The organism is Rhodoferax sp. AJA081-3 (assembly GCF_017798165.1).
GTDB lineage: Bacteria > Pseudomonadota > Gammaproteobacteria > Burkholderiales > Burkholderiaceae_C > Allorhodoferax.
In genome coordinates this window covers 3,245,446-3,272,084 of sequence record NZ_CP059068.1, presented here as the reverse complement: position 1 = coordinate 3,272,084, position 26,639 = coordinate 3,245,446, and the positions used below count along the sequence as shown (strand labels likewise).

Sequence of the window (26,639 nt, the reverse complement as noted above, 5' to 3'; positions counted from 1 at the left end):
TTATCTTGACACGAGAAAGATAAGCGTGCAACAATTCAAACACAATCTTTCCCATGTAAAGATTGCACAGCCATATTCGACCTTTCCCTTTTGACAGGAGCTGCCATGGTTCTCGCCCCGTACTTCATCATCGCCAGCGCGACCGTGGTCGGCCTGCTGGGTTGTGCACACCTGGTCTTCACCTTTTATGGCAACAAGTTTGACCCGCGGGATGCGATGGTGACCGAGGCCCTGCGCGTGGTGTCTCCCGTCATCTCGCGGCAGACCACGATGGCACGCGCCGCCAAGGGGTTCCACGCCAGCCACAGCCTGGGTGCAATGCTGTTTGCCTTGGTGTGGGGATATCTGGCGCTGGTCCATTGGACCGTGTTGGCGCAATCGCCCTTTCTGCTGGCCCTGGGCATGGGGGTATTGCTGGCCTACCTGGCCCTGGCGCAGCGCTACTGGTTCAGCGTGCCCCAACGTGGCATTGCGCTGGCCAGTGTTTTGTACGCGGCGGGTCTGGGTTTTGCAGTGGTATTGCCATGAACAAGCGCACACTGCAAATCGTGAGTGCCTTGATGGGCACGGTGCCGGTCATCACCGGTTTGGTGCAGATGATGGGCATACACGACCCGCTGTATGCCAGCCTGAACCTGCCTGCAGATGCCACCTTGGACAGCAATATGCGCTTTCTGGCAGGGGTGTGGCTGGGCCTGGGGCTGGCCAGCTGGTGGCTGGTGCCACGCATCTCCGAACAGACGGTGCTGTTCCGCGTTCTATGGTTGATGATTTTCCTGGGCGGCATAGGTCGCCTGGTCTCCATGGCCAGTGTGGGGCTGCCCCTGACACCCTTCATTGCATTCACGGCGCTGGAGATAGTGGGGGCGCCACTTTTTGTCTATTGGCAACACCGGGTCGTGCAAAACAGTTGACGGTCTGCGGGGCTGGCATTAGCCTGTGCTGCTTCGGCCCTGCTATGCACATACCGCCCGACACCCCCAACCGATCGCCACGCAGAGAGCTGCACCGGCGGCGCGTGCAAATGACGTTGTGGATCGGCTCCATGCTGCTGATCGTCTTGGGGCTGGGCTGGGCGGCCTTCTTCACCAGCAAAGCGGCCTGGTCCATTGTGACCATGGATCTGTTCATGCTGGCAGTCGGCATTGTTATTGCGGTCTTGACCCACTACAAACGCACCCGCATGGCGTTTTTTCTGCTGGTCATCAGCATGTTCATTGTCATCAGTGGCGTTTGCCTGCTGCTGGACGTGCCCAGCCCGCAGGCTCCGCGGTCCACCCACAATTTTCTGCTTGTCCTGGCGATCGCGGCCCTGGTGTTTTTGCGGGACGACACCCCCGCCATGCGGTTTACGGTAACGGGTGTGTGCTGCATCGGTTTTGTGGTGCTGGCCAGTTGGCCCGTGGGGCTGGACAGCGGTTACACGCTGCCCGACGGCATGCGGGTCTGGGGTACCTGGGTCAACAATTTTTTTGCCGCGCTGGGCATCTACGCCCTGGTCCATGTCATGGTGGCGGACCTGGCCGAACACTCCGCCATGGAAATGGCGCTGCGCAAGGGCCTGATGCGGGGCGAGTTCTTTCTGACCTACCAGCCGCAGGTGACGGCCGACGGACATGTGGTGGGGGCAGAAGCCCTGCTGCGCTGGCGCCACCCCAAGCTGGGCCTGGTGCCACCCGATGAATTCATCCCGCTGGCTGAGCAGACCGGGTTGATCTTGCCGCTAGGCGCCTGGGTGCTGGGCAGCGCCTGCACCCAGTTGGTGGAATGGTCTGGCAAGCCCAGGCTGGATCGCTTGACGCTGGCGGTGAATGTCAGCGTGCGCCAGTTCCAGCAGGCCAACTTTGTGCAGCAGGTGCAAGCCGTCATCGAGCGCACCGGTGTGAACCCGCGGCGTCTAAAGCTGGAACTGACCGAGAGTTCACTGGTGCACGATATAGAAGACATCATCACCAAGATGGACCAGTTGAAGGCCTTGGGCGTGGGTTTCTCGCTGGATGATTTTGGTACCGGGTATTCATCGCTCAACTACCTTAAGCGCCTGCCGCTGGACCAGTTGAAGATAGACCAGTCCTTTGTGCGCGACATCCTGACCGACAGCAACGATGCCGCCATCGCCCGCATGGTCATTGGCCTGGGTGACAGCCTGCACTTTGCCGTGATTGCCGAGGGCGTGGAGACGGTAGGGCAGCAGCAGTTTCTAGTGCAAAACGGCTGCCGCCTCTTCCAGGGTTATCTGTTCAGCAAGCCGGTGCCGGCGGAGGCCTTTGAAGCCTATGTGCTGAACACCGGAACCGTGCCCGCTCTGCCCGCTCAGGAGTTGGTTGAGATAGGCGTGTGATAGGTGTTGGGCTCCTGGGGGACCAAAATCCACATCAGTACGTAGAACAAGACGCCGGTACCGGCCAGTATCACCAACAATGCAAACAGCAGGCGCCACAGCCAGGCATCCAGTCCGGTGAATTGTGCGAGGCCGCCGCAAACCCCGCCTATCCATTGGTCAGAGCGGGAACGGCGCAAGCCATTGAGTGCTGTGGCATTGAGCCGCGACGCCGGCGCAGCTGGCGTTTGCAACAAACGCGCCTTCGCTTGCGCAAACTCAGCCTCGCTCAGGGCACCGCGGTTGCGCATCTGCTCCAGATTTTCCAGTTCTTGGGCCAAAGTCATAGGGCTTCCTCTACTTTCACAGTGTCCACACCATCAGGCACAGGCCGGTGGCCGTGACCAAGACTGCGGTGGGCTGCAGTGCTTGATGGGCCAAGAATAGGTGGTGTGTAGGTGTAATGCCAGCCCCGTGCGACCAGTAGCAGATTCCGCGGTACAGACCGGATATGGGGCGCGCGGGTCGACGGGGTGGGGGTGTGGCGCGCAGCCTAGTCCGTGATTTCGGCACTTCTTCGCGCCAGGGCGCAGTACGTCGCAAGACGCTGGCGTGGTGCAGTGGGCGCTTTTACAGTTCGGTCATCGGGTCCCAAAGACCAGCTCACAACACCAACCGGAGTTTCACCATGACCTTCACCGCTACCAACCGTTTCAATATCACCGCCTTCGCCATCGCTGCCACCGCGTTTGCCGTACTGCATGGAAGCATGCTGATGGGCTTTGACCATGTTGCAAGCAATGGGCATAAGAGCATCGACGCGGGCACACAAGTGGCCAAGACCCAGATCACACCCCGTGCCGTGACTTTGGATACGGTTGTCATCTCCAGCCGCCGCGCGTAAGTCGCGCCCACCGGAGCCCACTTTGAAGAACTTCCTCAAACAGAACCGTGGCTTCATCGCATTTCTGATCTGTTTTGGATTCTTCCGGCTTGCGATTGCGGACTGGAACCCGATACCCACGGGCTCCATGCGGCCCAACATCCTGGAGGGTGACGTAGTCCTGGTGAACCGCGTGGCCTATGACTTCAAGCTGCCGCTCAGTGATGTGGCGTTGTTCAGCACCGGCGATCCCGCACGCGGCGATGTCATCACCTTCACATCGCCCACAGACGGTATCCGCCTGATCAAACGCCTGGTGGCACTCCCGGGTGATGTAGTAGAGATGCGCGACGAGGTGCTGACCATCAACGGCGCCGTGGCCGAGTACTCGGGGCCCGACGCGGTCACCGAGCGACTGGACAACGGCGCTACGACGTCTGCGCTGCGCATACGCGAACGTGTGGCGGGCAATGAACGCACGGTGCAGTTTTTGCCCGAGATGGGCGCGAAGCGCAACTTCGGCCCCCTGGTGGTGCCCAAGGACAATTATTTCTTCCTGGGTGACAACCGCGACAACAGCGCCGATTCGCGCTACATCGGTTTTGTGCCGCGCCACCTGCTGGTCGGCAAGGCACACCATATCGTGGTGTCGGCCGCCATCAAAGACGATTGGTTGCCCCGACTTGAGCGTACCGGTCAGCGTATTGAATAACGGCTCCACCTCAGTCCGGGGTGGGGCGTTTCCACGGGTCCACGTGGGTCATGACATTGAGCACGCGGTGGTGCTGCATGACACGCTGGCGGGCCAACACAGCGATGGCGTGCCCCGCTTCTACGGTCAGAGTCGCGTCCACCTCCAGGTGCACGTCCACCACCACCATGTCACCCATCTTGCGGGTGCGCACATCGTGCACGCCGCTGACGCCTGGGGTTTGCACCAGGGTTTGGCGTATGGCGTCTACATCTTGCGCATCCGCTGCACGGTCCATCAGGTCATGCAGGGCACTCCAGGCGAAGCTCCAGCCCATCTTGGTCACCATCAGACCCACCACCAAGGCAGCGATAGGGTCCCATATCGGGTTACCCGCCAGGTTGCCCACAATCCCTACACCCACTACCAAAGAAGACGCCGCGTCCGACCGCGCGTGCCAGGCATTGGCCACCAGCATGCTGGAGCGCACCAGCTTGGCAACCCGCAACATGTATCGAAACAGCAGCTCCTTGGCGACCAGGGTTGCACCCGCAACCCAGAGGGCGATCACATGGACCTGCTGCACACTCTCGGGTGACTGCAGCTTGTGCAAGGCAGACCACAACATGCCCACGCCAACACCCAGCAGCAACAGGCCCAGCACCAGCGAAGCCGCAGTCTCAAAGCGCTGGTGCCCGTAGGGGTGGTCGTGGTCCGCGTCTTTCTGGCTGTGGTAGCTGGCAAACAAAACCACCCCATCGGCGACCAGGTCGGACATGGAGTGGATACCGTCGGCAATCAACGCCTGGGACTTGGCATACACACCCACCACAATTTGCACACAGGTCAACACCAGATTGACACCCACACTGACCCAGGTCGTGCGCCTTGCCGCGGACGCGCGGGCGGCGACGGTCTGCACGCTGTCTTCGTTGTTGTCGTTGTCTTCGCTCAGCAAGTGATTTGACATGGGCAAGCCTTAACGTGGAAGTGGGGGAAATAGATGCTACAAATATGATAGCTATTGAGCCATAAATCACGGGGGCTAGAGGCACTTTTTTATTGTAGTCATTCCGCCACGCCGCGGCATAATCTCATGCCCATTCTGCATTGACTTGTGGCAAATACGGGTGAAGCCTGCAAACACGCTACACCGCCCAGGTCTACAATGCAAAGCCCATAACAGGGCACCGGGCCATGCGCCTTCTTTCGCACGGACGGGCGCCGCCGAGGAAGCAAGATGCCAAAACAGACGCCGATTTCCCCCAAGCCACCGGTCTCCAATTCTGCGGAAAAAGGCGCCCAGCTGCGCCAAGCCGCACTGGAGTACCACGAGTTTCCGGTCCCGGGGAAAATCGCCGTCAGCGCCACCAAGCAGTTGCTCAATCAGCACGATCTGGCCCTGGCCTATTCGCCCGGCGTAGCCGCCCCCTGCGAAGAAATTGTCAAAGACCCCAACAACGCCTACAAGTACACCGCCCGGGGCAACCTGGTCGCCGTGATCACCAATGGCACGGCCGTACTGGGCCTAGGCGACATTGGCCCGCTGGCCTCCAAGCCAGTCATGGAGGGCAAGGGTGTTCTGTTCAAGAAGTTTGCCGGCATTGATGTGTTTGATCTGGAGATCGACGAAAAACACGACCTGGACAAGCTGGTGGACATCATCGCCTCGCTGGAGCCAACCTTTGGTGGCATCAACCTCGAAGACATCAAGGCGCCCGACTGCTTTTACGTAGAGCGCAAGCTGCGCGAGCGTATGAAGATACCGGTCTTCCACGACGACCAGCACGGCACGGCCATCTGTGTGGGCGCGGCCATTTTGAACGGTCTCAAGGTGGTGGGCAAAGACCCCAAACAGGTCAAGCTGGTCACATCCGGCGCAGGTGCTGCGGCATTGGCCTGCCTGAGCCTGCTGGTCAAGCTGGGCATCCCGCGCGAAAACATCTGGGTCACCGACCTGGCCGGTCTGGTCTATGAAGGCCGTGTGGAGCTGATGGATGAAGACAAGGCCCAATTCGCCCAGAAAACCAGCCAGCGCACCCTGCGCGAAGCCATCGCAGATGCCGACATCTTTTTGGGTCTGTCCGCCGGTGGTGTGTTGAAGGCCGACATGGTCAAGACCATGGCCACAAAGCCGCTGATTTTTGCGCTTGCCAACCCCACGCCCGAAATTCTGCCGGAAGAGGTCAAGGCTGTGCGCGACGACGCCATCATGGCCACCGGCCGCACGGATTACCCCAACCAGGTCAACAACGTGCTGTGTTTCCCCTACATCTTCCGCGGTGCGCTGGATGCGGGTGCCTCCACCATCACGGTGGAGATGGAAATTGCCGCGGTGCATGCCATTGCCGACTTGGCCCAGGCCGAGCAAAGCGAAGTGGTGGCCATGGCTTATGCCGGCGAGCAACTGGCGTTTGGCCCGGAGTACCTGATACCCAAGCCGTTTGACCCGCGCCTGATGATGAAGATTGCGCCGGCCGTGGCCCAGGCTGCTGCCGACAGTGGTGTGGCCCTGCGCCCGATTGCCGACATGGACGCCTACCGCGAGCGGCTGCAAAGTTTTGTCTACGCGTCTGGCACCACGATGAAGCCCATCTTCACGGCGGCCAAGAAGGCCTTGAAGAAACGCGTCGCGTATGCCGAAGGTGAAGAAGAGCGCATCCTGCGCGCTGCACAAATTGTGGTGGACGAGGGCATTGCACTGCCCACCCTGATCGGCCGCCCCAGCGTGATTGCCGAGCGGGTCGAAAAGTTTGGCCTACGCCTGAAAGAAGGTGTGGACTACAACGTGGTCAACGTGGAGCAGGACCACCGCTACCGCGACTTCTGGCAGACCTACCACCAGATGACCGAACGCAAGGGCATCACGGCCCAGGTCGCCAAGATCGAGATGCGCCGACGCCTCACTCTGATTGGCTCCATGTTGCTGCACAAGGGCGATGTAGACGGCCTCATCTGCGGCACCTGGGGCACCACGGCCATCCACCTGCACTACATTGACCAGGTCATTGGCAAGCGCCAGGGCGGCAGCCCAAGTACCCCGCAAGACGTGCAAATCTACGCCTGCATGAATGGCCTGATGTTGCCCGGACGCCAGGTTTTTCTGGTCGACACCCACGTCAACTACGATCCCACGGCCGAAGAACTGTGCGAAATCACCGTGATGGCCGCCGAGGAAATGATGCGTTTTGGCCTCAAGCCCAAGGCCGCGTTGCTGAGCCATTCCAATTTCGGCAGCAGTAACGAGCCCAGCGCCATCAAGATGCGCAGGACCCTGGCTCTGTTGAAAGAGCAAGCGCCCTGGTTGGACGTGGACGGCGAAATGCACGGTGATGTTGCGCTGGATGGCGCCGCACGCAAGGTACTGATGCCCAACAGCACCTTGCATGGCGACGCCAACCTGCTGGTGTTACCCAACATCGACGCGGCCAATATAGCCTACAACCTGCTGAAAACCGCAGCCGGTGGCAATATCGCGATTGGCCCCGTGCTGCTGGGAGCCGCCAAACCGGTGCATGTACTCACTGCCAGTACAACCGTACGCCGCATTGTAAATATGACGGCCCTGACCGTGGCGGATGCAAACGCCATACGTTAAGACTTATTCGATAAGTTTGCGCACACTTACCAAACAGAAATTTACAAAATCTTTGCTTAATATTTAAGCAGGGTCTTGCTTTTTCAGTCGGAATACGCGACACTCCCTCTCTTGGATTTTTCGGGTTTACCCGGAGTAGCCTGAGAGGTTTCATGGTGCGCAGAGGTTTAGCTAAGTTAGTGCTTACCAGCATTTTGCTGGTCCAAGCCGGAGTATGGGGGGCTGTTCACGCCCGGGAATCACATCCCACCGACGCTTCGGTTGCATTGAACCAATTGCCCCCGCAAGGCATCGAAACCTACCAGTTGATACGCCAAGGTGGACCTTTTCCGTATGAAAAAGACGGTACGGTTTTTGGCAACCGCGAGCGGTTGTTACCGGCTGCCAAGCGCGGCTATTACCGAGAGTACACCGTCAAGACTCCCCGGTCTCGTAACCGGGGCGCCCGTCGAATTGTGTGCGGTGGCCAAACCACTGCACCGGATGCCTGTTATTACACGGCCGATCACTATGCGAGTTTTCGCAAGATCGTGCCTTGAGCCGAGTTTTTACCTTTTAAGAAAGTGAAGCGGGAATGGATATGCCACTTCGAACAGTCAGAACGAATATCGTTCAATCGATCCGGGCCTTCAGGGTCCCGGATTTGCAGGAGGCTGCACAAGGCCTGGGCCACCACTTCCTGTATGCCAACCTGGCAGAAGCACAGACCAAGCAGGACGTGCTGGACATGATCGGCCAGCAATTCAAGTTGCCCGCACATGTGGGCAAGAACTTTGACGCCTTGTACGACAGCATGACCGACCCGGTGCACAAGTCGGGCCCACAGCCCGGCTTTATCGCCGTGCTGGAGCACATTCCCGCCAACACCAAGTTCGACAAGGAAGCACGCGAGCAGTTGCTCGACATCTTCCGCGACACTGCAGACTATTGGGGGGACCGGAAGATTCCGTTCCGATGCTTCTATTCTTTTCTGTAGCCCGTTCTGCACACACCAGCCAAGCAGAACGGGCGAACGAGGCAAACGGAACCATCGCACAACCCGCAGCAATTGCAGGTATCGAAATGGCAACCGAAACGGGCGAAAAGATGCCCACCGACAAATTATTGGACGTGTCCCCACTGGCGCTGCGCATGAGCAGCCCCTTCAACTCGGGGTACTGGTTAGCGGCTGCGTAAGCGGTAGACTGCCCACCCAAAAAAAAGCCCGCCAAGTTGGTGGGCTTTTTTATGTCGGTGTCCCGGTTCTGAGGGGTCTGGTCAGGTCAGCGCAGCCTTGACCAGACTAGGGTGCTGCACCAGCGCCACATAGTCCGGCACCGGCACTTCTTCGGCTCGCCGTTGCACGTCAAAGTCTCCGCTGAATCCCCGTTCCTCCAGCCAGCGACCCAGTGTATTGCGCAGCAGTTTGCGGCGCTGGCTAAAGGCCACCTGCACCAGTTCACTCAGCAGCTTCACATCCAGCACCGGCGGTTGCGCCAGGGGCAGCATACGGACGACCGCGCTGTTGACCCGGGGTGGTGGATCAAAACTTTCGGGCGGCACCAGCAGCACGTTTTCCATGGCATAACGCCACTGCAGCATCACGCTCAAACGGCCAAATGCCGCGGTAGCAGGCTGCGCCACCATGCGGTCAATCACCTCTTTTTGCAGCATGAAGTGCTGGTCTTCGATGGCGTCTACCGCATCCAGCAAATGGAACAGGATGGGGGTTGAGATGTTGTAGGGCAGGTTGCCCACGACCCGCAACTTGTCGGACGCAGCACCAATGACATCGGTGTTAGCTATTGAATTTGCAGCGCTCCATTCAGACTGCACGCGGGCAAAATCCACTTTTAGGACATCGGACTCGATGACGGTGAGTTGACCATGCAGGCGCAGGCGCACGGCCAGGTCGCGGTCCAGCTCGATCACCGTCAAGTGCCCCAGGCGCTCCACCAGGGGCTGGGTCAAGGCCGCCAGGCCGGGGCCAATTTCCACCATACGCTGGCCAGGCTTGGGCGCAATAGCGTCCACGATCGCATCAATGATGCCGCCATCGGTCAGGAAGTGCTGGCCGAAGCGTTTACGCGCAATATGTTTCACTGGGGTGGCTCGCGGAGCTCCACGAATGCATTGCCACGGATGTCTTGGGCCCAGGTGGCAAACGCGGCATCGTAACGGGCAGCGCGCAACTGATTCCGAATAGCCTCGCGCACCTCTTCGGGCTTCATCTCCACACGGCGGCGCTCCACCACTTCAATCAGGTGCACACCAAAACGTGACACCACGGGCGGGCTGATCTGGCCCTCTGCCAGGCGGTTCATGGGCTCTTCAAACTCCGGCACAAAAGCGCCAGGTCCAACCCAGCCCAAATCGCCGCCCTGGGGGGCGCTGCCATCTTGTGAATGTTCACGCGCCAAAGCTGCAAACGTAGCCGTTTTGGCCTCGATACGGCGTTTGAAATCGGCCAGCTTGGCGACGGCAGCGGCCTGTGTCAATTCGGGACCGGTACGCAGCAGAATGTGCCGCGCACGGTTTTGAACAATGGCCCTGGAGGGTGCAGCAGCGGCCTTGCGCTCGACCACTTTCAGAATGTGCAGCCCCGCACCCGTACGCACAATGTCAGACACTTCGCCCACTGCCAACGTTTGTGTGGCGGCGATAAAAGCGGGGGGGTAACGGTCCGCACGGCGCAGGCCCAGCTGGCCACCATTGGCGCGGTCCGCGGCTGACACCTCCTGCACCAGCGCAGCAAAGTTTTCACCAGCACGGATACGGGCCAGCACCTTTTGGGCTTGGGCCAGCAGGCTTGCAGACTGCTCTGCGGTGGCTTTTTCCGGCACGGCTATCAATAGGTGGCCCAGATTGACTTCCTGCGCCATGGGGTCTGCGCTGCCGCCTTGCTCCGCCAGCGCACGGTCAATATCCGCCTCGGAGATACGGATGCGGCCTTCGACCTGTTGCTCGTGCAGGCGCGCAAGCAACAGCTGGTCGCGCAGCTGTTTGCGGAACTGGCCCACCGTCATGCCGTCCTTGACCACCCGTGCACGCAACTCGGCCACGTCCACCTGGTTCTGGCGGGCAATGGCCTGCTCGGACTGGTCCACATTGGATTCGTCTACCCGCAAACCAGCCTCCAGCGCGACCTGCAGTTGCGCCCGTTCGTTGATCAGGCGTTCCAGCACACGGCGGCGTAATTCTTCTACCGGCGGCGCGGTCTGGCGCTGTGCCGCAATCTCGTTCAGGATGCGCTGCAGGGCATTGCGAACCTCGCTGTTGGTAATGGGCTCGGAATTCACCACGGCCACAATGTAGTCCGCCTGCTGCACGGCTTGGGCGCTGACACCCACGGCCATAAAACTGCAAAAAAAGCCAAGGACAGGTGCTGCCCAGATTCGAAAATTCATGGTCTCTCAATCGTAGTTGCTAAAGCGGCTGGTCGTGCCGCCTGAATCCCGCAAATTTTGGTAGCGTGAAATGTTCTGGGTCAGGGTTTGTATCGGGTTTCCGCCCAAGCCCAACCGGGTAAAGCCGACAAACTCCAGCTGGAACATGACACGGGTGGTTGCCGTGGAACTGCTGGTCTGCGTCCGCTCCAGCAACACCCGCGACAGCCAGCAGCCCGCATCGTACTCGACACCCAAAACCGTGTCGACCAGCCGCCGCTCATTCAAACTGTAATTCAGCCGCCCCACGCTGTAGTAGCGGCCTTCGCCCTGGCCACGGCCAGGGCCTAGGTCCTGCCCCTTGTCGCCCCACAGGTTGTTGAGCGGCCACTGCCAACTGACATCCACCTGCTCGCTGACATCACGCTGGAAGCGGTAGGCCGCATTTACCACCCGGTAATGACCCGGGTTGTAACGCACGCCCGCCGTAGACCGGATGGACCGGTCGGTTTTGCCGTTGTACTGCACGGTGGAATCCAGCGACCAGCGGTCTGACAGGTTGACCGACGCGCCCAGCATCACATCACTGAAACCGGCCTGCGCTGGGGCGTCGGCCGCGTTCAGGGTCACACGTTGTTCGTCGAAACGCAAACGCTGGGCCACACCAAAGCGCGCCAACTGGCCGCCGGTATCGGCGTCCAGATACCGCGTGGTAAGGCCCAGGGTCAACAGGTTGTTGTCGGAGATTTTGTCGTGCCCGACAAAGGCGTTCTCCGTGAAGATAGTGGCAAAGTTGAAGTCGTTGGTGGCCGTGTCGTAATTGGGCTGGGCGCTCTGGTTGCGGTAGGGCGTGTAGACGTAAAAAGCCCGTGGCTCCAGGGTTTGCACCAGCTTGCGCCCAAACAGCTGCGCGTCGCGCTCAAACACCAAGCCACTGTCCAAGCTGAAGGTGGGTACCACGCTGTCTGCCGTTTGTGAGCCATTGCCCAGCAGCCGGTCAAACTGGTACGCCGCGGCGTGCAACTGGAACTTGGGGGTTACATGACCCGCGGGAGCCAGCCAGGGGCGGCTGACCTGCAGCAGGGCTACGCCGCGCTGGGTATTGGGTTGCAACGTACGGCTACTGTCGGCTTCAAACTGGGTAAAGTCACCGTCCAGTGACCAATCCAGTCCCAACACATTGGTTTGTGCATACCGGGCCGTCAACTGGGGGACCCGGTCATAGGGCGGCACGATGGGGGCGGTGACATCTTGCAGGGTTTGCCACTTCAGCACCCGCATGGCACTGGAGAACGCACCCAGTCCCCAGGTGGCTGTCAGGCCCGACGGCAACAGCCGGGGAGTGGCCGCCACCCCCACACTGGCACTGGTGTTGGCAATGGCATTGGCGATGGCGCCGTTGCTGGTGAAATCGCGCCAGTAGTTGTCGTCACTGACACGGTTGACATTAGCCTCCAGGCCCACCGGGCCCAGTGCCGTGTCCAACACACCTTTGTGCAAGAACGACAGGCCCCAGCGATCCGAGTCGGTCAGCTTGTCGCTGGGCATGTAGTTGGCGCGCGCCACACCGGTGTAGTTGGGCTCCAGGTAGCGGAACTCCCCTCCCAGGTCCACACCCCGGCGCGTCATGATGGTGGGCGTCAGGGTGGCGTCGCGGTTGGGCGCAATATTCCAGTAGTAGGGCAGCGTCAGCTCCAGACCGCTGTCCCCACCCAGCCCAATGGTGGGTGGCAACAGGCCGGATTTACGCTTGTCCGACAGGGGGAAGCTGATGGCCGGAATCGGCAACAGCGGCACGCCCTTGAAACTCAGCAGCGCGCCCTCGGCAATGCCCACATCCTCGTCACTGTCCATGCTGAGGCGTGTGGCACGCAACACCCAGTCGGGCAACCACTCGGGGCCTGGCTTGCGCCGGCAGGTGGTGTAGCTGGCGTTGTGGATGACGGTGTGGCTCTCGTCGATAAATTCGGCGCGGTCAGCCTGGCCCTGGCCATCATTTTTCAGGAAGTGATAACGGGGCGCTTCCACAAAACCTTCAAACGACTCCAGCTTGAGCTCCAGCTGCGGGCCTTCAAACACATCGCCGTTGCGGTTGATACGCACGTTGCCACTGGCCTTGGCCTGGTCGCTGGGCTGGTCGTATTCCAGCCGGTCGGCCTTGATCACGGTGCCCGCCTTGCGCAGGACCACGTTGCCTTCCACCACGGTCTCTAGGTCGGGGCGGCCGGACATGCGGTCGCCCTGCATGAAGATGGGGGCTTTGGTGGTCTGCTCGGGCGACAGCGGGTCTTGCAACAGTCCGCTGGACTTGAGTTGCAGTGACCCGTCCGCGGGTTGGCGGGGTGCTGGCGCGGGCCCGGGCGCAGGTACGGGTGTTTGGGACCGCACCGCGCTGGCAGCGCAGGCCAATCCCACCAGCACCACCAGTTTGGACAACACAAAGGGATGACCGGTCGCGCGCGAACTCAGTGGGCGCATGGCAGCAGATAACGGATGGAAGGCGGCACTAGTGGTGATCTTGGGTGGCTTTGTAGAATCGATTATCCATGAGCCCAATCCCCAGCACTTTGCCCCCAACCACCCTGCACGCGCCGCAGTGGACCGATCCCGCCCGCCAGGCCCTGTTTGACACCTGGTTCGCCAGCGTACAGGGTAGCCACGGGCTGGCCGCCAACACGCTGCGCCTGGCCTCGGCAGATGCCAGTTTTCGCCGCTACCTGCGGGTGGACAGCGTGGTGGCGGGCACTCCGACCACCCGCATCATCATGGACGCGCCGCCTGACAAGGGTGAGTGCAAGCCCTTTGTCGCCGTGGCCGAACTGATGTCACAGGCCGGGCTGAAGGTGCCCGAGGTGCTGGCCTGGGACGAGGCCAACGGCTTCATGCTGCTGTCCGACCTGGGCACCCACACCATGAAGGATGTGATCCAGCCCGATAACCCGCCCCCGTTGGGCCTGTACCTGGATGCCGTGGAGACACTGATCCAGTGGCAGCTGGTCTCACGCGAGGGCGTGTTGCCGCCCTATGACCGCGCCTTTGTGATGCGGGAGCTGGAGCTGTTTCCCCAGTGGTACGTCGGTGAATACCGCAAGTTCAACCTGGATGCCGCACAACGCCAGGTGCTGGACAAGTCGTTTGCCGCCCTGGCCGACAGCGCCCTGGCCTGGCCCAATGTGTTTATGCACCGGGACTTCATGCCCCGCAACCTAATGGTTTCAGAGGATGCCACTCATGTACCCGGCAAACCCTCGGCTACCCGCCTGGGTGTGCTCGACTTCCAGGACGCCGTCTACGGCCCCATCACCTATGACATCGCCAGCCTGCTGCGCGACGCCTTCCTGAGCTGGGAAGAAGACTTCTGCCTGGACGTCACCATCCGTTACTGGTCTAAGGCCCGCAAGGCTGGCCTGCCGGTGGGGGACGACTTTGGCGAGTTTTACAAGGGTGTGGAGTGGATGGGCCTGCAGCGCCACCTGAAGATTGCCGGCATTTTTGCGCGCCTGTCCATCCGCGACGGCAAAGTGGGTTACCTGGAAGACACACCACGCTTTATTGCCTACATCCGCGCCACCTGCGGGCGTTACATGGAGCTCAAACCCCTGCTGCGTCTGGTGGAACGTATTGAGGGCATCGAAGTGCCCAATGTCTTCGCCTACGGCAGGACTTAAGCAAAATCGGCCTCTAGCCCCCGTATTTTCTCACTATTTAGCTATATATTTAATAGCAACTATCCCTATGCCCCGTTTCTACTGTCCCGTGCCCCTGGCGAGTGAAGCACTGCTGGAGCTGCCCGCGGGCGCTGCGCGGCATGTGCAGGTGCTGCGCCTGCAGCCGGGCGACAGCATCACACTGTTCAACGGCCGCTACGGTATGGCATGCGATGCGGGCACTCCGGGCCACAGCCTGGGCGGCGAGTTTGAAGCCACCATCACCCACATGGGCCGCAGCGACGTGCAGGTGCGCGTGGGTGCACACAGTGCCATCGAACGCGAGTCTGCCGCCACCGTGCACCTGGCCGTCGGTATGCCGGCCAATGACCGCATGGACTGGCTGGTGGAAAAGGCGACCGAACTGGGCGTGGCCAGCATCCAGCCGCTGATGACGGAACGCAGTGTGTTGCGCCTGTCCGGCGAACGGGCCGACAAGAAGATTGCGCACTGGCAGAGTGTGGCGGTTGCATCGTGTGAACAATGTGGTGGCAACCGGGTGCCGCTGGTGCATGGCGTCAAGACCTTGACCGCGTGGCTGCAATCCCTGCCGGTGCCGGGTGCGGATGTGCGCTGTTTGTTGTCGCTGGCGGCCGGGTCTAGCCCCTTGCACACCTTGGCCGCCCATGGCGGGGCGCGACACACGACCTTTCTCTCCGGACCAGAAGGCGGACTGGGTGCCGCGGAAGAGGCTGCGGCCATGGCCCGTGGTTTTGCACCCGTGAGCCTGGGCCCGCGTGTCTTGCGCGCCGAAACGGCCGCGCTGACGGCGCTGGCCCGTTTGCTGGTGTAACCGCATGCCGCGGACGCCATCCTAGGCGCGTGCAGCAAAAACAGGCCTGGGTTCAGCGGGCTGGCGCGCACTGCCAGGAGAAACGCCAAACACCCGCTTGAACGCCCGGCCAAAAGCCGGCTCAGACTGGTAACCAAAACGCTCTGCCACCCGACCCAAAGGCTCCGGGCTCTGCTGCAGATGCGCACGCGCCAGGTGCATGCGCCACTGGGTCAGGTACTGCATGGCGGGCTCACCCACCAGGCTGGTGAACCGTGCCGAGAAGGCCGAGCGCGACATCGCGACCTGGTCTGCCAGGGCATCTACCGTCCAGGCCTGTTCGGGCGCACGGTGCATCAGCGACAGGGCCTTGCCAATGTGTGGGTCGCGCAGAGCGGCCAGCCAGCCCATCTGGGCCTCGGGCGCGGTGTCCAGCCACACCCGCAGGGCCTGTATGACCAGAATGTCCGCCAGGCGGGTGATCACGGTTTCGCCCCCGGGGCGGGATGCCCCCGCTTCCTTAGCAATGAAGCGCAGCGTGCTGTTCAGCCAGCTGGCATCGTCTTCACTCCAGGTGTCGACCTGCAGGACGCTGGGCAGGTGGGCAATCAGGCGCTGTGCTGCCACATGGTCGAAACGCACCGCGCCACACATGGCGTGGGTGACTTCGCCCCCGCCGCCGTAGCGCAACACCTCATACCGCTCACTCACCTGCTCCACGGGTATGTCGAACAGCCCCACGGCGGGTGTCTGTGTGTCACTGCGGATGCGGTGTCCCGCGCCGTGGGGAATGAGGGTGAGGCTGCCGGGCTGCTGCAGACGGGGTTCGCCACCCGCTACCTCCAGCCAGGCATGGCCAGCGGTGATGATGTGGAACATCATGCAGCCCTCAATCGGCGGCATGTCGATCGCCCAGGGCGCGCTGAGTTCGGACCGGCAGTACAGCGTGCCGTTGAGCCGCATCAGGTGCAGGGCTTCGCCCAGCAGGTCGGGCGTGTTGACGGGAAGGTTTGTCATAGTGGGCATTCTGCGCCATTTGTACTGTTTATCCACCGAACTGGACGAACAGCAATAAACGGTGGATCTTTAGGCATTGGTTGTCTCGAAACAGCTCCATAAACTGGATGTTCACAACAACCTCTTTGAAAGACTTCCATGCACAACACACCCATCCTGGTGATTGGCTCCACCGGCAAAACCGGGCGCCGCATCGCCCAAAAACTGCGGGCCCTGGGCCACACCGTGCGCGAGGGCGCACGCCAATCCTCCATCCCGTTTGACTGGGACCAACCCGCCACCTGGGCCGCAGCACTGCAAGGCGTACACCGTGCCTATATTTGTTACGCACCCGAACTGGCCTTCCCCGGTGCGCCCGAGAAGGTGGAGGCGCTGGCGCAGGCTGCTATACGTGCCGGTGTGCAACATGTGGTGCTGTTGTCGGGCCGTAATGAAGTCCACGCCCAGCGCTGCGAAGCCAAGGTGCAGGCCAGCGGCCTGGCCTGGACGATCTTGCGCGCCAGTTGGTTCGCACAAAACTTCAGCGAAGGCCATTTGCTGCACCCCGTACTGGAGGGCGTGGTTGCGCTGCCAGCGGGCAACGTGCAGGAGCCGTTTCTGGACGTGGACGACATTGCGGATGTGGCGGTGGCCGCGTTGACCGATGCGCGCCACCAGGGCCGTGTGTACGAGTTGACGGGCCCCCGTCTGCTGAGCTTTGCGCAGGCCGCCGCAGAGCTGTCGGCCGCCATCGGGCGAACCGTGCACTACGAGCCGATAAGCCTGGACGCCTTCCGTGCCGGGATGACGCCTGCGGTCGGCCCGGACCTGGCGAACATCTTCACCGACCTGTGTGAAGAGGTGTTCGATGGACGCAACGCCTGCCTGGCCCATGGCGTACAAGAGGCACTGGGCCGCGCGCCGCGCGACTTTGCGGACTATTGCAAGGCAACCGCAGCCACGGGTATCTGGCACGCGGTTCCGCTCGCCGCCTGACAGGCCATCAGGGTTTGTACGCGTCTAGGTTGGCGCCCCAACTCTTGCTTGCATGGGCATACTACAGTGACGCCTTTGGCCCATTTGCAGGAGACATTTCTTGATTACCGAATCGATGCGCAACACCGTTCGCTCCACAGGTCTGGGCGCTCTGATGAAGGGGGCAGGCCTGCTGACCCGCTTCATCCCCATCCCCCAACCAACCCTGCTGGTCGGCCCCGGCTCCAGCGGTCGCCTGGGCCAGGCCATCGCCGGGTTTGGCCACCGCAAGATCCTCATCGTCACCGACAGCATCATCTCGAAGCTGGGCCTGCTCAACGGCCTGACCGATGCGCTGACCGCCGGTGGTGCGCAGTTTGTGGTGTTTGACGAGATCACACCCGACGCGCCCATCCCGCTGGTGCAAAAGGGTATCGACTTCTACAAGGACCAGGGCTGCGACGCCATCGTCGCTTTTGGTGGTGGCTCCAGCATGGACGCCTCCAAGGCCATTGCCGTAGCCGCCAACAACCCCAAGCCGCTGAACCAGCTGGCCGGTTACCTCAAGGGCCTACGCTCCCCGGTCAAGATCTACGCCGTGCCCACCACGGCAGGCACCGGCTCTGAAGTGACGGTGGCGGCCGTGATCTCCGACCCCGTCAACCACAAGAAACTGGTCATCGTAGACCCCCGCATGGTGCCCAAGATGGCCGCGCTGGACCCGTCGCTGATGACCGGCCTGCCGCCCCACATCACCGCGGCTACGGGCATCGACGCGCTGACCCACGCCATTGAAGCCTTTGTAGGCAACTGGACCACGCCGTACTCCGATGGCATGGCCTTGTCGGCAGTCGGCCTGATTTTTGAAAACCTGCGTACGGCCTATACCGATGGCAAAAACCTGGAAGCCCGCGAGAAGATGTCGCTGGCCTCTACCTACGCCGGCTTTGCCTTCACTCGCGCCAACGTGGGTTATGTCCACGCCATCGCCCACCAGTTTGGCGGCCTATACCACACGCCCCACGGCCTGGCCAACGCCATCATGCTGCCGCTGGTGCTGAAGTATTCACACCCCGCCATCGTCGACCGCCTGGCCTTGCTGGCCGTGGCTGCCAAGATCGGCACCGAGGACGAAGACAACGACACCTTGGCGCAAAAATTCCTGGACGCCGTGGACCAGCTCAACCGCGACCTGGGCATCCCCACCTTCCTGGCGGCACTCAAAGAGTCCGACATTCCCGCACTGGCCAAGGCCGCTTGCTGGGAAGCCCACACCGGCTACCCAGTGCCGCGTTACATGTCGCAAGAAGTGTGTGAAGATCTGATCCGCAAGGCGTTGCCCCCCAAGGCTGCCGCCGCTGCACCCGCTAAAAAGAGCAAGAAGGCTGCGGCCACCAAGTGATGATGATGTCGGTCTGGTTGTAAAGAATACGAGGAGCAGTTGATGAAAAAAGTAGTAACGGTGACATTGGGTTCGTCCAAGCAGGATTTCGAATTCAAGACCCAGTTTTTGGGCCAATCCTTTTCGGTGCGCCGCATGGGTGCGGACCAGGACACGGGCAAGGCCTGGGAGCTGATGCGCCGCCAGCAGGCCACGGCCGACGCCATTGGCCTGGGTGAAATCCCCGACCACTACCAGGTGGGCCTGCGCACCGTCATCAACAAGGAAACCCAACGCCTGCTCAACGTGGTGACCCGTGTGCCGGTGACCACTGGCGCCACGCTGCGCCGTCTGCTGCAGGTGCGCGCCGTGCGTTACGTGCAGAAGGAACTGGGCCACTACTTCAACAACAACCTGGTGCTGTTCCTATCGGGCATGCGCAATTACGACATGGCCGTGGCCATGTCCGACTACACCAAGAACCTGAGTTTTGCCGACGCCCTGTTCCAGACCGGTGCGCCCACCATGCTCGGTTCGCTGGACCAGCTGGAGCTATACGCCAAGGGCAGCAAATACATGCTGCAGGGAAAGTCGGGCCAGATTCTGGAAGCGGCCATGGCCGGCTTCAAAAACCGCATGGTGGCCGATGTGGTGGCCAAATCCCACGTCATCGTGGGCACCTTTGCCGAACTCAAGGCCGTCAGCAATGCGACCAACCTGGAAGGCAAGACCATCATCACCTCGGCGGTGGACGACGAACGCCTGGCCTTCTTCACCAAGTGCAAGGTCAATCTGGTGATCGACGTGTCGCCCAAACTCTTCCCCGAAGTGGTGGGTATCAACACCATCGAGGCCATGATCCTGGCCAAGCTGGAAAAGCCGCAAGAAGAAGTGTCGGACGACGACTTCGACGAAATCCTGAACGAGCTGGACATCAAGCCCCGCCTGCTGCACCCCACGGGCAAGTTCCGCAACATCCGCCGCTTTGCGTTTGTGATCCACCCGCTGAGCCAGAACTACATCCGCAACGCTTTCCCCATCCCCAAGTCCACACCCAAGTTTGTGATGGACAAGGTCGAGACCTTTGCCGCACACATGCCGCCCATGGTGTATTGCAAGATGTGCAACATCATCTCGCCCAACGGCGCCGAGGCCGAAGGCTGGCTGATCAGCGTGGGCGGCACGCCCAAGGAAATGCTGTCGCGCAGCCCCGAGTTCACCTACCGCCGCCTGCTGCAGGCCTCCAAGATGGCGGAAAAGATGGGCGCACAGATCATGGGCCTGGGCGCATTCACCAAGGTGGTGGGTGACGCCGGTGTCACCGTGGCACGCCGCTCCACCCTGCCCATCACCACCGGCAACAGCTACTCGGCATCGGGCGCGCTGTGGGCCGCAGCCGACGCCATGCGCCGCATGGGCCTGCTGAAGGTCAACACCCACAACAAAAAGGTTGCGGCCAAGACCATGGTGATTGGCGCTTCGGGCTCCATCGGCTCGGTCAGCGCACGCCTGTTGGCCATGTCGTTTGACGAGGTCTACCTGGCCGGCCGCACACTGAGCAAGCTGGACGAACTGAAGGCATCCATCCTGAAGGAAACGCCGGACGCCAAGGTCTTCACCACGATTGACTACAACGACCTGCTGGCCGACATGGACATGATCGTCACGTCCACCTCCGGCGCTGGCAAGGAGATCCTGGACATCATGCGTGTCAAGCCCGGTTGCGTGATCACCGACGTGGCGCGTCCGCTGGACCTGCCCGCATCCGATGTGGCCAAACGCCCCGACGTGCTGGTCATCGAGTCCGGTGAGATCGACCTGCCCACCAAGGTCAAGGGCCTGAAGAGCATCGGCCTGCCACCGAATGTGGTCTACGCCTGCCTGGCCGAAACCATTGTGCTGGCGCTGGAAGGTCGCTTTGAAGTTTTCACCGTAGGCCGCGACACCGAGTGGGAAAAGGTCAAGGAAATCTACAAGCTGGGCCTCAAGCACGGCATGAAACTGGCCGCCATTTCCGGCGTCAACGGCGTGTTCTCGGACGAAGCCATTGCCAAGGTGGTAACCCTGGCCAAGAAAGCACGGCTGACCTGGAAGGATGGCGGTGCCGCCAAGGCGGTCAAACCGGTAGCGGAAAAAGCAGCAGGTACCAAAACACCCGCAAAGGCGCCCGCCAAAGCAGCGACCAAAGCGCCGGTTAAACCAGCTGTCAAAAAAGTTGATGCAACGCCCGCCAAAAAGACCACCGCCACCAAAACCGCTGCCAAACCGGTAGCCAAAAAAGCCCCGGCCAAGAAGGCGGTAGCGGCTCCCGTCGCTGCCAAGAAAGCCGTGGCCAAAAAGGCAGCACCACGCAAGGCGGTTGCCACAGCCTGAGGCTACAGCGGTGCCGTCTGCAGACGGGCACCCGTAACAGCGCCTGTGCCGGCCGTTCTTTTGCTAGGGGTTGCCACAGGCGTTGCCACACCCAAGTGCCACGTACACTGGGCACATGAACCGCAACCTCTGGCTGCTGGCACTGTGCCAGGGGCTCTTCCTCACCAACAACGTCGCCTTTATTGCCATCAACGGGCTAGTGGGCTTCAGCCTGGCACCGTTTGGATGGATGGCCACCTTGCCCGTGATGGCCTACGTGGTGGGCGGTGCGCTCAGCACACCGCTGGTGGCCCGTACACAGTCCCGGTACGGCCGGCGCATCTCGTTCCAGCTGGGCCTGGCCGTGGCATGTGCGTCGGCCTGCCTGTCCGCATGGGCTGTGCTGGACAAAAACTTCTGGGCCCTGGTAGCCGCCACCGTGGTCGCTGGCTACTACAGCGCCAACGGCCAGCTGTACCGCTTTGCAGCGGCGGAGCTGGTGCCCGCACCCCAACGCGAAAGAGCCGTTTCGATGGTGCTGGCCGGCGGGCTCATCGGCGCCATTGCCGGCCCCAACCTGGCGGCACGCAGCCGCACGCTGCTGGACGTACCCTTTGCGGGCGCCTATGTGGTGCTGGCTGGCGTAGCGTTGCTGGCCATGTTGCTGATGGCTTTCATACGTTTTCCCACACATGTGGCCGCAGCCAGCGGGCAGAGCGGCGGGCGGCCCCTTTCGGTCATCATGCGCCAGCCGGTGTTTATTGTTGCCTGCGCCAGTGCCGCTTTGGGTTATGGCGTCATGAACCTGCTGATGGCCGCTACGCCGCTGGCCATGCAGCAATGCGGCCTGTCGTTTGACGACGCGGCCTTTGTGCTGGAGTGGCATGTCATTGGCATGTTTGCACCCGGCTTTTTTACCGGCGGCTGGATCAAGCGTTTTGGCACCCTGCCCGTCATGGGTGTGGGTGTGGTGCTGAACCTGGCGTGTATTGCCATCGCACTGTCCGGAGTAGAACTGCACCAGTTCACCATCGCCCTGTTTTTGCTGGGTGTGGGCTGGAACTTCATTTTCACCGGCAGCACCACGCTGGCATTGGGTGCCTACCAACCCGAAGAAAAAGACCGCGCCCAGGCGGCCATCAATTTCTGCGTGTTTGCGGTGTTGGCTATTTCGTCGTTTGCGTCTGGCGTCTTGGTGACCACACAAGGCTGGGCGCTGTTGAACTGGGGGTCGCTGGTGCCGGTGGTATTGACTGCAGTGGCGTTGGTTTGGCTTGCAGGCAAACTTCAAACCTCTTGAAGGGAGTGCCATTGCCCACAACTGCCGGAGCATATGTTCAACTTTCTTCACCCCCAACCAGTTGTCAGCCGCAAACCCGTGGCGGAAATGGTCGTGCGGCAGGTAGCACGAGCGTCCGTCAATGCCGATACAGTGCTCGTCGCCAAAGCTGCTCGCAGTCCTCAAGAAAAGCCGTTGGTTGGGGTGACAGAGCAGAACTCTTTAGGACCGCGACTACGGCAATAGACACAAAGCAGTCGTAACGTGAAACTATGCGGCATCTTCACCCTCGCCGCTGCGCTCCACTTGCTTGACGTGATAGTGTTGTTGGCGCCAAGAACTCCAATACGCAAATAGAACGGCGCCCACAATGCCCGTTGCAATGACGCCCAGAAAAAGCGCAACCCCTCTCGCGGTCCCGAGCATCGGGGCAGCCGCAATGAGTATGAAGCTACACAGAAACATGGCGAATGTGAGCAGCAGTGGCCACAAGCGTTTGCTGGAAGAAAAGGCAAGTGCGCCGCCACCGAACCCCAGAAAGAGCCAGCCGGTGAAATATGCCCAAGCATCGGCTACTCTATACGGCCACACCGCGCCTCTAAAGGCCGGGGATCTCGTGGTTTCCCCAAGAAGCACCGTCCCGGTTGCCATGGCATGCTCCGTAGCCGTCCAAAGCTTGTAGCCCGCCAACGCAAGGATGCCCAGGCTGATAAGAATTGCTGCGACGCGGAATGTGGACATGCTAGCCTGCCCCATAACATCGAAGGCAATTGGGCTGCAACAACTGCGGCGAAGCCGCCCTATGCTTTTGCGGTTCCGTGCCAGACGAAGTGTGTGATTGCATTGGGAGAGTTGCGCGTCGATGTAGCTTCATCGGGGGGCGAACAAATAGACAAGGGTCAAAACGGCCACCAACATCAACACAAACGCCTTCCACCTTCCGTAATAGTGATCGACATAAAAGCATAAAGCGATGAACGCGTTACCCGCCACAAAAGCAGCTGCGCCGCCTAGTGATATGAACCACCAAGAGAACGCCAGCATAGCCAAACCCGCCAATGCAAGCGCAGCAGCAGTCCACCACCACCGCCGATCCGACCGAGCACTTGCGCTGGATAGAAAAAGCGCCGCGACAACTAGAACCGGCCCAACAAAGCGCGCCCAGCCCTCCCTCCAAGGAACCATCAACTGGTTGGTTTCAAAGCGGCCAATGCTCATGACTAAAACCTGACCCGTTGTTGCGGCCGAATGTATCGCCGATCCCAACGACCAAAGAGCAGGGAGCGCGGCGAGTGCGGCAATGCACAAAACAAGGCCGGCATGAAATTTCAGCGACGGTACTTCAGACATAGACTCTGCAATCTAAACGCAATTGCCAGAGCAGAACTTGCTCTATAAATTGGGCCGTGTTTCATAAACTGGAACTCAAAGATTCCGAGGAAAAGCTTGTTGTCTTGCTTTGCGCGGGTTCAACGCAGATCCATACAGCATAAAAACCTCGACAAATGCGGCGATAGCCTTCAACAGGTTCAAGGCGTTGAACTCGCCAAAGATCAAAAAGGAGGTACAACTTGTATGACTGCTTCCGCCCCAATCTGGCGGCTGTAATCCTCGGGAGCGAGGGTTGGCAAGGACGGTTAGTTCAGGCTATGCGCTTCTTCGTGCCCTTCAAAACCTACTATGCGACTCAGCTCGAATAAGAGCAAACCGAGAACGCCTATTCCACCAAGAATGGAAAGGTAGACACCAACAACAAAGAATTCCGCTCCCGACTCGGTCCGAGTCGTCATTAGAAGTCTCATGAGAGGGCCTGCAGCTAAGTTCAGTACAGCTATCACAGCGCCAATATACATGGCGAAAACGCCCAGCCTGCGCAAGATGCCAGCGAAGCCCGCGGACGGATACGAAGCAAGCGTACCCGGCACCCTCGCAACGAGATAGGTTCGATACAACCCAAGCAATAGGAACAGTATTGGACCAATCAGTGGGAGACTGGCTAACGCTCCACCGCCTGTTGCCATTGCAACCCATCCCGAACTTGCAAGTCCAACGGGGACAACAGTTGTCAGTACGACAATTGAGTAGACCCACTTCAGAGAAGTTGACGCTGCTTGTTTCATTGTTTTTTTACCTCCTTGATCAGGTGGTCATTATCAATGACTGCTCTCGCCCCAACTCGGTCTGAATCCCCCCACTATCCAACCCATCACTTTCGCAGAGTGTGGGGCAGTGGACGCCGCCGATTTGTGGGCATTTGACACTATGAGGCGGCGGCCACTGCCCCACACTCTGCCACCAACACAGCGGCGTGCCAATCAAAAACAATAGCAAACTATCTAGATTCCATGGGGGCTAGAGGCCAATTCGGCGGCGGATTCAAGTACGAAGTGCAACGTTTTAGAAACGGGTTGGGCCAAGAGTGAATAGGATGCACTTTTGTGACCGGCCAGTCCCAAACGTTGCACCATGACCTATACACACTTGACCCAAGAAGAACGATACCAAATTCACAACCTCACGCGCCAAGGCATTCATCTGTCGCAAATTGCAGCAGAGCTTGGACGTAGCAGCTCGACGATCAGCCGCGAGCTCAGGCGCAATGCCAGTGCCCGGGGCTACCAACCTGCACTGGCCCAAGACAAAGCGACTCAGAGACAGACACAGCGTCGCAATGCCCGCCAGTTCGATCCAGAGCAGTGGCAACTCGTGGAGTTGTATCTGCGCCTGAGCTTGTCTCCCCAGCAAGTCAGTGACCGCCTGGCTTTAGAGGATCGTTTGTCGATTAGCACCGAAGCCATCTACCAATACGCCTATGCCAACAAAGCCCAGGGCGGTGATTTAGTCGGGTACTTGCGCTGTCAAAAACTTCGTAGAAAGCGCTATGCCAGTGGTCGAGAGCGCCGTGGGGTACTCAAGAACCGGGTCGGAATTGAACATCGCCCCGCAGTGGTGGATAGCAAGAAGCGCATAGGCGACTGGGAGGGCGATACGGTGATCGGCGGGGGGCGCAAAGGCGTGTTGGTGACACTGGTGGAACGCAAGTCCCGCTATACCTTGGCGCATCCACTACGCTCCAAGCACAGTGCGGGGGTGACGCAGGCCATTGTCGATTTGCTGCGCCCCCACAGACATGCCTGCAAGACACTGACCTTGACAACGGCAAGGAGTTCGCTGAGCACGAATTCATTGCAAGTTGTTTGAGGGCGAAGGTGTACTTTGCCAAGCCCTACTGCTCATGGCAGCGTGGGCTCAATGAGAACACCAACGGGCTGCTGCGACAGTTCTTTCCAAAGGGGTGCAGTTTGCTCAAGGTGACACAGGCTCAGGTCGATGAAGCTGTGTACTTACTCAATCATCGGCCTCGTAAGTGCCTGGGCTATCGCACACCGCATGAGGTCTTCTACAACCTACCCGTCAGACCTCTTACACTGCATTCCGTTGCGCTTTGTACTTGAATCCGCCGGCTTAGAACCGTTTATCCAACCACTGCTTCAATGCATCAAACACCGGCTTGGCGTCCAGCTCGTTGAAGATCTCGTGGTACAGCGCATCAAAACACTGCGTGGTGACCACATCCTTGGGGGCCAGCTTGGCAAATTCGCGGCTGCCATCGGCATTCAGCAGGCGGTCGTCACCGGCGTACATCAATAGGGTTGGCACCTTCCACTGCGGCGCAAGCGCCAGGGTCTGGGGGCCGGCCTCGGCGATGAATCGCGCAAGCCGCGCCGAAATGCGGTCGTGCACCAGCGGGTCGGCCTTGTAAGCAGCAACCACAGCCGGGTCGTGTGACACAAACTGCGGCTTGACACCATTGCCCACCCGCAGATCGGGCGCAATCTTGGGTAGCACGGAGACCAAGAACTTCTGAAAGGCGTTCATGCCCGCGTCCAGCGCGGGGGACGACATCACCAGGCCATCGACCTTGCGCAGGCCCAGCGATACAAAACGCCCCACCACCAGGCCACCCATGCTGTGGCCCAGCAGGATCAGCGGTATGCCTTTGGGCGTGCGGGCGCGGGTGCTGTCCACAATGTCGGCCAGGTCGTCCAGCAGGCGGGTGTCGGTGGGCAAGCTGCCACGCGCGCCGTGGGATTCACCGTGGCCGCATTGGTCATACCCGCGCACCGCAAAACCCCAGGCATTGAGTTGCCGTGCCACATGGTCATAGCGGCCGGCATGTTCGCCCAGGCCGTGAACAATGATGACCACACCCCGCAGTTTTACATTGGGGTCCAGAAGCCAGTCTTGCACCATGACGTTGTTGCCGTCTGTTGCGGTGAAGGTGGAGAGTGTGGTTTCAGCGGTCATACGGTCTACAAA

23 protein-coding genes and 1 pseudogene are annotated in these 26,639 nt (G+C 60.5%); 15 read left to right on the top strand and 9 right to left on the bottom strand.

Going from position 1 to position 26,639, the window contains the following annotated elements; genetic code table 11:
- Positions 1-105 precede the first annotated feature (105 nt).
- From HZ993_RS15410 to HZ993_RS25100, 3 genes are read left to right on the top strand one after another with little or no spacing between them, the layout of a single operon-like run.
- Positions 106-528 (top strand): hypothetical protein, encoded by a 423-nt coding sequence (locus HZ993_RS15410; protein ID WP_209393628.1) that lies wholly within the window; start codon positions 106-108, stop codon positions 526-528.
- On the top strand, positions 525-914 hold the full coding sequence (locus HZ993_RS15405; RefSeq protein ID WP_209393627.1) for a DUF4345 domain-containing protein: 390 nt from the start codon (positions 525-527) through the stop codon (positions 912-914). Before HZ993_RS15410 ends, HZ993_RS15405 begins: the two co-directional genes overlap by 4 nt.
- Positions 915-958: 44 nt before the next feature.
- On the top strand, positions 959-2,341 hold the full coding sequence (locus HZ993_RS25100; protein WP_209393626.1) for a bifunctional diguanylate cyclase/phosphodiesterase: 1,383 nt from the start codon (positions 959-961) through the stop codon (positions 2,339-2,341).
- On the opposite strand, the gene HZ993_RS15395 is transcribed toward HZ993_RS25100, so the two are convergent.
- Positions 2,314-2,667, bottom strand: coding sequence for a PspC domain-containing protein (locus HZ993_RS15395; RefSeq protein WP_209393625.1), 354 nt, complete (start codon positions 2,665-2,667; stop codon positions 2,314-2,316). The two genes, HZ993_RS25100 and HZ993_RS15395, sit on opposite strands and share 28 nt — an antisense overlap.
- Positions 2,668-3,008: 341 nt before the next feature.
- On the opposite strand from HZ993_RS15395, the gene HZ993_RS15390 reads away from it, so the two are divergent.
- Complete coding sequence (locus tag HZ993_RS15390; protein WP_209393623.1) at positions 3,009-3,224, top strand: hypothetical protein; 216 nt, start codon at positions 3,009-3,011, stop codon at positions 3,222-3,224.
- A gap of 22 nt (positions 3,225-3,246) precedes the next feature.
- The gene (gene lepB / locus HZ993_RS15385) at positions 3,247-3,915 is read left to right on the top strand and encodes a signal peptidase I (protein ID WP_209393622.1); all 669 of its coding nucleotides are present in this window, start codon (positions 3,247-3,249) and stop codon (positions 3,913-3,915) included.
- A 10-nt stretch (positions 3,916-3,925) separates the two neighbouring features.
- On the opposite strand, the gene HZ993_RS15380 is transcribed toward lepB, so the two are convergent.
- On the bottom strand, positions 3,926-4,864 hold the full coding sequence (locus tag HZ993_RS15380; protein ID WP_209393621.1) for a cation diffusion facilitator family transporter: 939 nt from the start codon (positions 4,862-4,864) through the stop codon (positions 3,926-3,928).
- Positions 4,865-5,134: 270 nt separating this feature from the next.
- Here HZ993_RS15380 and HZ993_RS15375 point away from each other — a divergent pair, with 270 nt between their 5' ends.
- From HZ993_RS15375 to HZ993_RS15365, 3 genes are all read left to right on the top strand, one after another.
- On the top strand, positions 5,135-7,492 hold the full coding sequence (locus HZ993_RS15375) for an NADP-dependent malic enzyme (RefSeq protein WP_209393619.1): 2,358 nt from the start codon (positions 5,135-5,137) through the stop codon (positions 7,490-7,492).
- A gap of 152 nt (positions 7,493-7,644) precedes the next feature.
- The gene (locus tag HZ993_RS15370) at positions 7,645-8,031 is read left to right on the top strand and encodes a ribonuclease domain-containing protein (protein WP_209393618.1); all 387 of its coding nucleotides are present in this window, start codon (positions 7,645-7,647) and stop codon (positions 8,029-8,031) included.
- 35 nt (positions 8,032-8,066) lie between these two features.
- Positions 8,067-8,468, top strand: coding sequence for a barstar family protein (locus tag HZ993_RS15365; protein ID WP_209393617.1), 402 nt, complete (start codon positions 8,067-8,069; stop codon positions 8,466-8,468).
- 281 nt (positions 8,469-8,749) lie between these two features.
- On the opposite strand, the gene rsmA is transcribed toward HZ993_RS15365, so the two are convergent.
- Genes rsmA through HZ993_RS15345 form a run of 3 tightly spaced genes read right to left on the bottom strand, consistent with a single transcriptional unit; the run spans position 8,750 to position 13,335 of the window.
- Entirely contained in the window at positions 8,750-9,574 is an 825-nt protein-coding gene (rsmA, locus tag HZ993_RS15355) for a 16S rRNA (adenine(1518)-N(6)/adenine(1519)-N(6))-dimethyltransferase RsmA (protein ID WP_209393615.1), read from the bottom strand.
- Complete coding sequence (locus HZ993_RS15350) at positions 9,571-10,878, bottom strand: peptidylprolyl isomerase (protein ID WP_209393613.1); 1,308 nt, start codon at positions 10,876-10,878, stop codon at positions 9,571-9,573. The genes rsmA and HZ993_RS15350 overlap by 4 nt, the downstream gene beginning before the upstream one ends.
- A 6-nt stretch (positions 10,879-10,884) precedes the next feature.
- Entirely contained in the window at positions 10,885-13,335 is a 2,451-nt protein-coding gene (locus HZ993_RS15345; RefSeq protein ID WP_209393612.1) for an LPS-assembly protein LptD, read from the bottom strand.
- Between the two features lie 68 nt (positions 13,336-13,403).
- On the opposite strand from HZ993_RS15345, the gene HZ993_RS15340 reads away from it, so the two are divergent.
- Complete coding sequence (locus HZ993_RS15340; protein ID WP_209393610.1) at positions 13,404-14,525, top strand: aminoglycoside phosphotransferase family protein; 1,122 nt, start codon at positions 13,404-13,406, stop codon at positions 14,523-14,525.
- A 67-nt stretch (positions 14,526-14,592) separates the two neighbouring features.
- Entirely contained in the window at positions 14,593-15,357 is a 765-nt protein-coding gene (locus HZ993_RS15335) for a 16S rRNA (uracil(1498)-N(3))-methyltransferase (protein WP_209393608.1), read from the top strand.
- 21 nt (positions 15,358-15,378) lie between these two features.
- Here HZ993_RS15335 and HZ993_RS15330 read toward each other — a convergent pair whose 3' ends face one another.
- On the bottom strand, positions 15,379-16,353 hold the full coding sequence (locus tag HZ993_RS15330; RefSeq protein WP_209393607.1) for an AraC family transcriptional regulator: 975 nt from the start codon (positions 16,351-16,353) through the stop codon (positions 15,379-15,381).
- A gap of 138 nt (positions 16,354-16,491) precedes the next feature.
- On the opposite strand from HZ993_RS15330, the gene HZ993_RS15325 reads away from it, so the two are divergent.
- The 4 genes from HZ993_RS15325 (at position 16,492) to HZ993_RS15310 (ending at position 22,340) form a co-directional block, all read left to right on the top strand.
- The gene (locus HZ993_RS15325) at positions 16,492-17,328 is read left to right on the top strand and encodes an NmrA family NAD(P)-binding protein (RefSeq protein WP_209393605.1); all 837 of its coding nucleotides are present in this window, start codon (positions 16,492-16,494) and stop codon (positions 17,326-17,328) included.
- Between the two features lie 100 nt (positions 17,329-17,428).
- Positions 17,429-18,709 carry an iron-containing alcohol dehydrogenase gene (locus HZ993_RS15320; protein WP_245213649.1) on the top strand — a complete coding sequence of 427 codons (1,281 nt, stop codon included), beginning with the start codon at positions 17,429-17,431 and terminating at the stop codon, positions 18,707-18,709.
- A 42-nt stretch (positions 18,710-18,751) separates the two neighbouring features.
- A complete protein-coding gene (locus HZ993_RS15315) occupies positions 18,752-21,061 on the top strand; it encodes a saccharopine dehydrogenase NADP-binding domain-containing protein (RefSeq protein ID WP_209393604.1) in 2,310 nt (769 codons plus the stop codon).
- Positions 21,062-21,176: 115 nt separating this feature from the next.
- Positions 21,177-22,340 carry an MFS transporter gene (locus HZ993_RS15310; RefSeq protein ID WP_209393602.1) on the top strand — a complete coding sequence of 388 codons (1,164 nt, stop codon included), beginning with the start codon at positions 21,177-21,179 and terminating at the stop codon, positions 22,338-22,340.
- 249 nt (positions 22,341-22,589) lie between these two features.
- Here the strand turns inward: HZ993_RS15310 and HZ993_RS15305 are convergent, their stop codons facing one another.
- Together HZ993_RS15305 and HZ993_RS15300 are read right to left on the bottom strand one after the other, a co-directional pair.
- The gene (locus HZ993_RS15305; protein ID WP_209393601.1) at positions 22,590-23,060 is read right to left on the bottom strand and encodes a hypothetical protein; all 471 of its coding nucleotides are present in this window, start codon (positions 23,058-23,060) and stop codon (positions 22,590-22,592) included.
- Positions 23,061-23,189: 129 nt separating this feature from the next.
- A complete protein-coding gene (locus HZ993_RS15300; protein ID WP_209393600.1) occupies positions 23,190-23,669 on the bottom strand; it encodes a hypothetical protein in 480 nt (159 codons plus the stop codon).
- A 1,116-nt stretch (positions 23,670-24,785) separates the two neighbouring features.
- On the opposite strand from HZ993_RS15300, the pseudogene HZ993_RS15295 reads away from it, so the two are divergent.
- A pseudogene (locus HZ993_RS15295) lies at positions 24,786-25,774 on the top strand (IS30 family transposase).
- Between the two features lie 10 nt (positions 25,775-25,784).
- Here HZ993_RS15295 and HZ993_RS15285 read toward each other — a convergent pair.
- A complete protein-coding gene (locus HZ993_RS15285) occupies positions 25,785-26,627 on the bottom strand; it encodes an alpha/beta hydrolase (RefSeq protein ID WP_209393598.1) in 843 nt (280 codons plus the stop codon).
- Positions 26,628-26,639: the final 12 nt, after the last annotated feature.

Coding starts and splice junctions, on each gene's coding strand:
- HZ993_RS15325 (WP_209393605.1), top strand. CDS start 16,492: ATGCACAACACACCCATCCTGGTGATTGGCTCCACCGGCAAAACCGGG.
- HZ993_RS15300 (WP_209393600.1), bottom strand. CDS start 23,669: ATGTCTGAAGTACCGTCGCTGAAATTTCATGCCGGCCTTGTTTTGTGC.
- HZ993_RS15305 (WP_209393601.1), bottom strand. CDS start 23,060: ATGTCCACATTCCGCGTCGCAGCAATTCTTATCAGCCTGGGCATCCTT.
- HZ993_RS15405 (WP_209393627.1), top strand. CDS start 525: ATGAACAAGCGCACACTGCAAATCGTGAGTGCCTTGATGGGCACGGTG.
- HZ993_RS15365 (WP_209393617.1), top strand. CDS start 8,067: ATGGATATGCCACTTCGAACAGTCAGAACGAATATCGTTCAATCGATC.
- HZ993_RS15370 (WP_209393618.1), top strand. CDS start 7,645: ATGGTGCGCAGAGGTTTAGCTAAGTTAGTGCTTACCAGCATTTTGCTG.
- HZ993_RS15315 (WP_209393604.1), top strand. CDS start 18,752: ATGAAAAAAGTAGTAACGGTGACATTGGGTTCGTCCAAGCAGGATTTC.
- HZ993_RS15375 (WP_209393619.1), top strand. CDS start 5,135: ATGCCAAAACAGACGCCGATTTCCCCCAAGCCACCGGTCTCCAATTCT.
- HZ993_RS15395 (WP_209393625.1), bottom strand. CDS start 2,667: ATGACTTTGGCCCAAGAACTGGAAAATCTGGAGCAGATGCGCAACCGC.
- HZ993_RS15335 (WP_209393608.1), top strand. CDS start 14,593: ATGCCCCGTTTCTACTGTCCCGTGCCCCTGGCGAGTGAAGCACTGCTG.
- HZ993_RS15285 (WP_209393598.1), bottom strand. CDS start 26,627: ATGACCGCTGAAACCACACTCTCCACCTTCACCGCAACAGACGGCAAC.
- HZ993_RS15310 (WP_209393602.1), top strand. CDS start 21,177: ATGAACCGCAACCTCTGGCTGCTGGCACTGTGCCAGGGGCTCTTCCTC.
- HZ993_RS25100 (WP_209393626.1), top strand. CDS start 959: ATGCACATACCGCCCGACACCCCCAACCGATCGCCACGCAGAGAGCTG.
- HZ993_RS15345 (WP_209393612.1), bottom strand. CDS start 13,335: ATGCGCCCACTGAGTTCGCGCGCGACCGGTCATCCCTTTGTGTTGTCC.
- HZ993_RS15340 (WP_209393610.1), top strand. CDS start 13,404: ATGAGCCCAATCCCCAGCACTTTGCCCCCAACCACCCTGCACGCGCCG.
- HZ993_RS15410 (WP_209393628.1), top strand. CDS start 106: ATGGTTCTCGCCCCGTACTTCATCATCGCCAGCGCGACCGTGGTCGGC.
- HZ993_RS15350 (WP_209393613.1), bottom strand. CDS start 10,878: ATGAATTTTCGAATCTGGGCAGCACCTGTCCTTGGCTTTTTTTGCAGT.
- HZ993_RS15330 (WP_209393607.1), bottom strand. CDS start 16,353: ATGACAAACCTTCCCGTCAACACGCCCGACCTGCTGGGCGAAGCCCTG.
- HZ993_RS15390 (WP_209393623.1), top strand. CDS start 3,009: ATGACCTTCACCGCTACCAACCGTTTCAATATCACCGCCTTCGCCATC.
- HZ993_RS15380 (WP_209393621.1), bottom strand. CDS start 4,864: ATGTCAAATCACTTGCTGAGCGAAGACAACGACAACAACGAAGACAGC.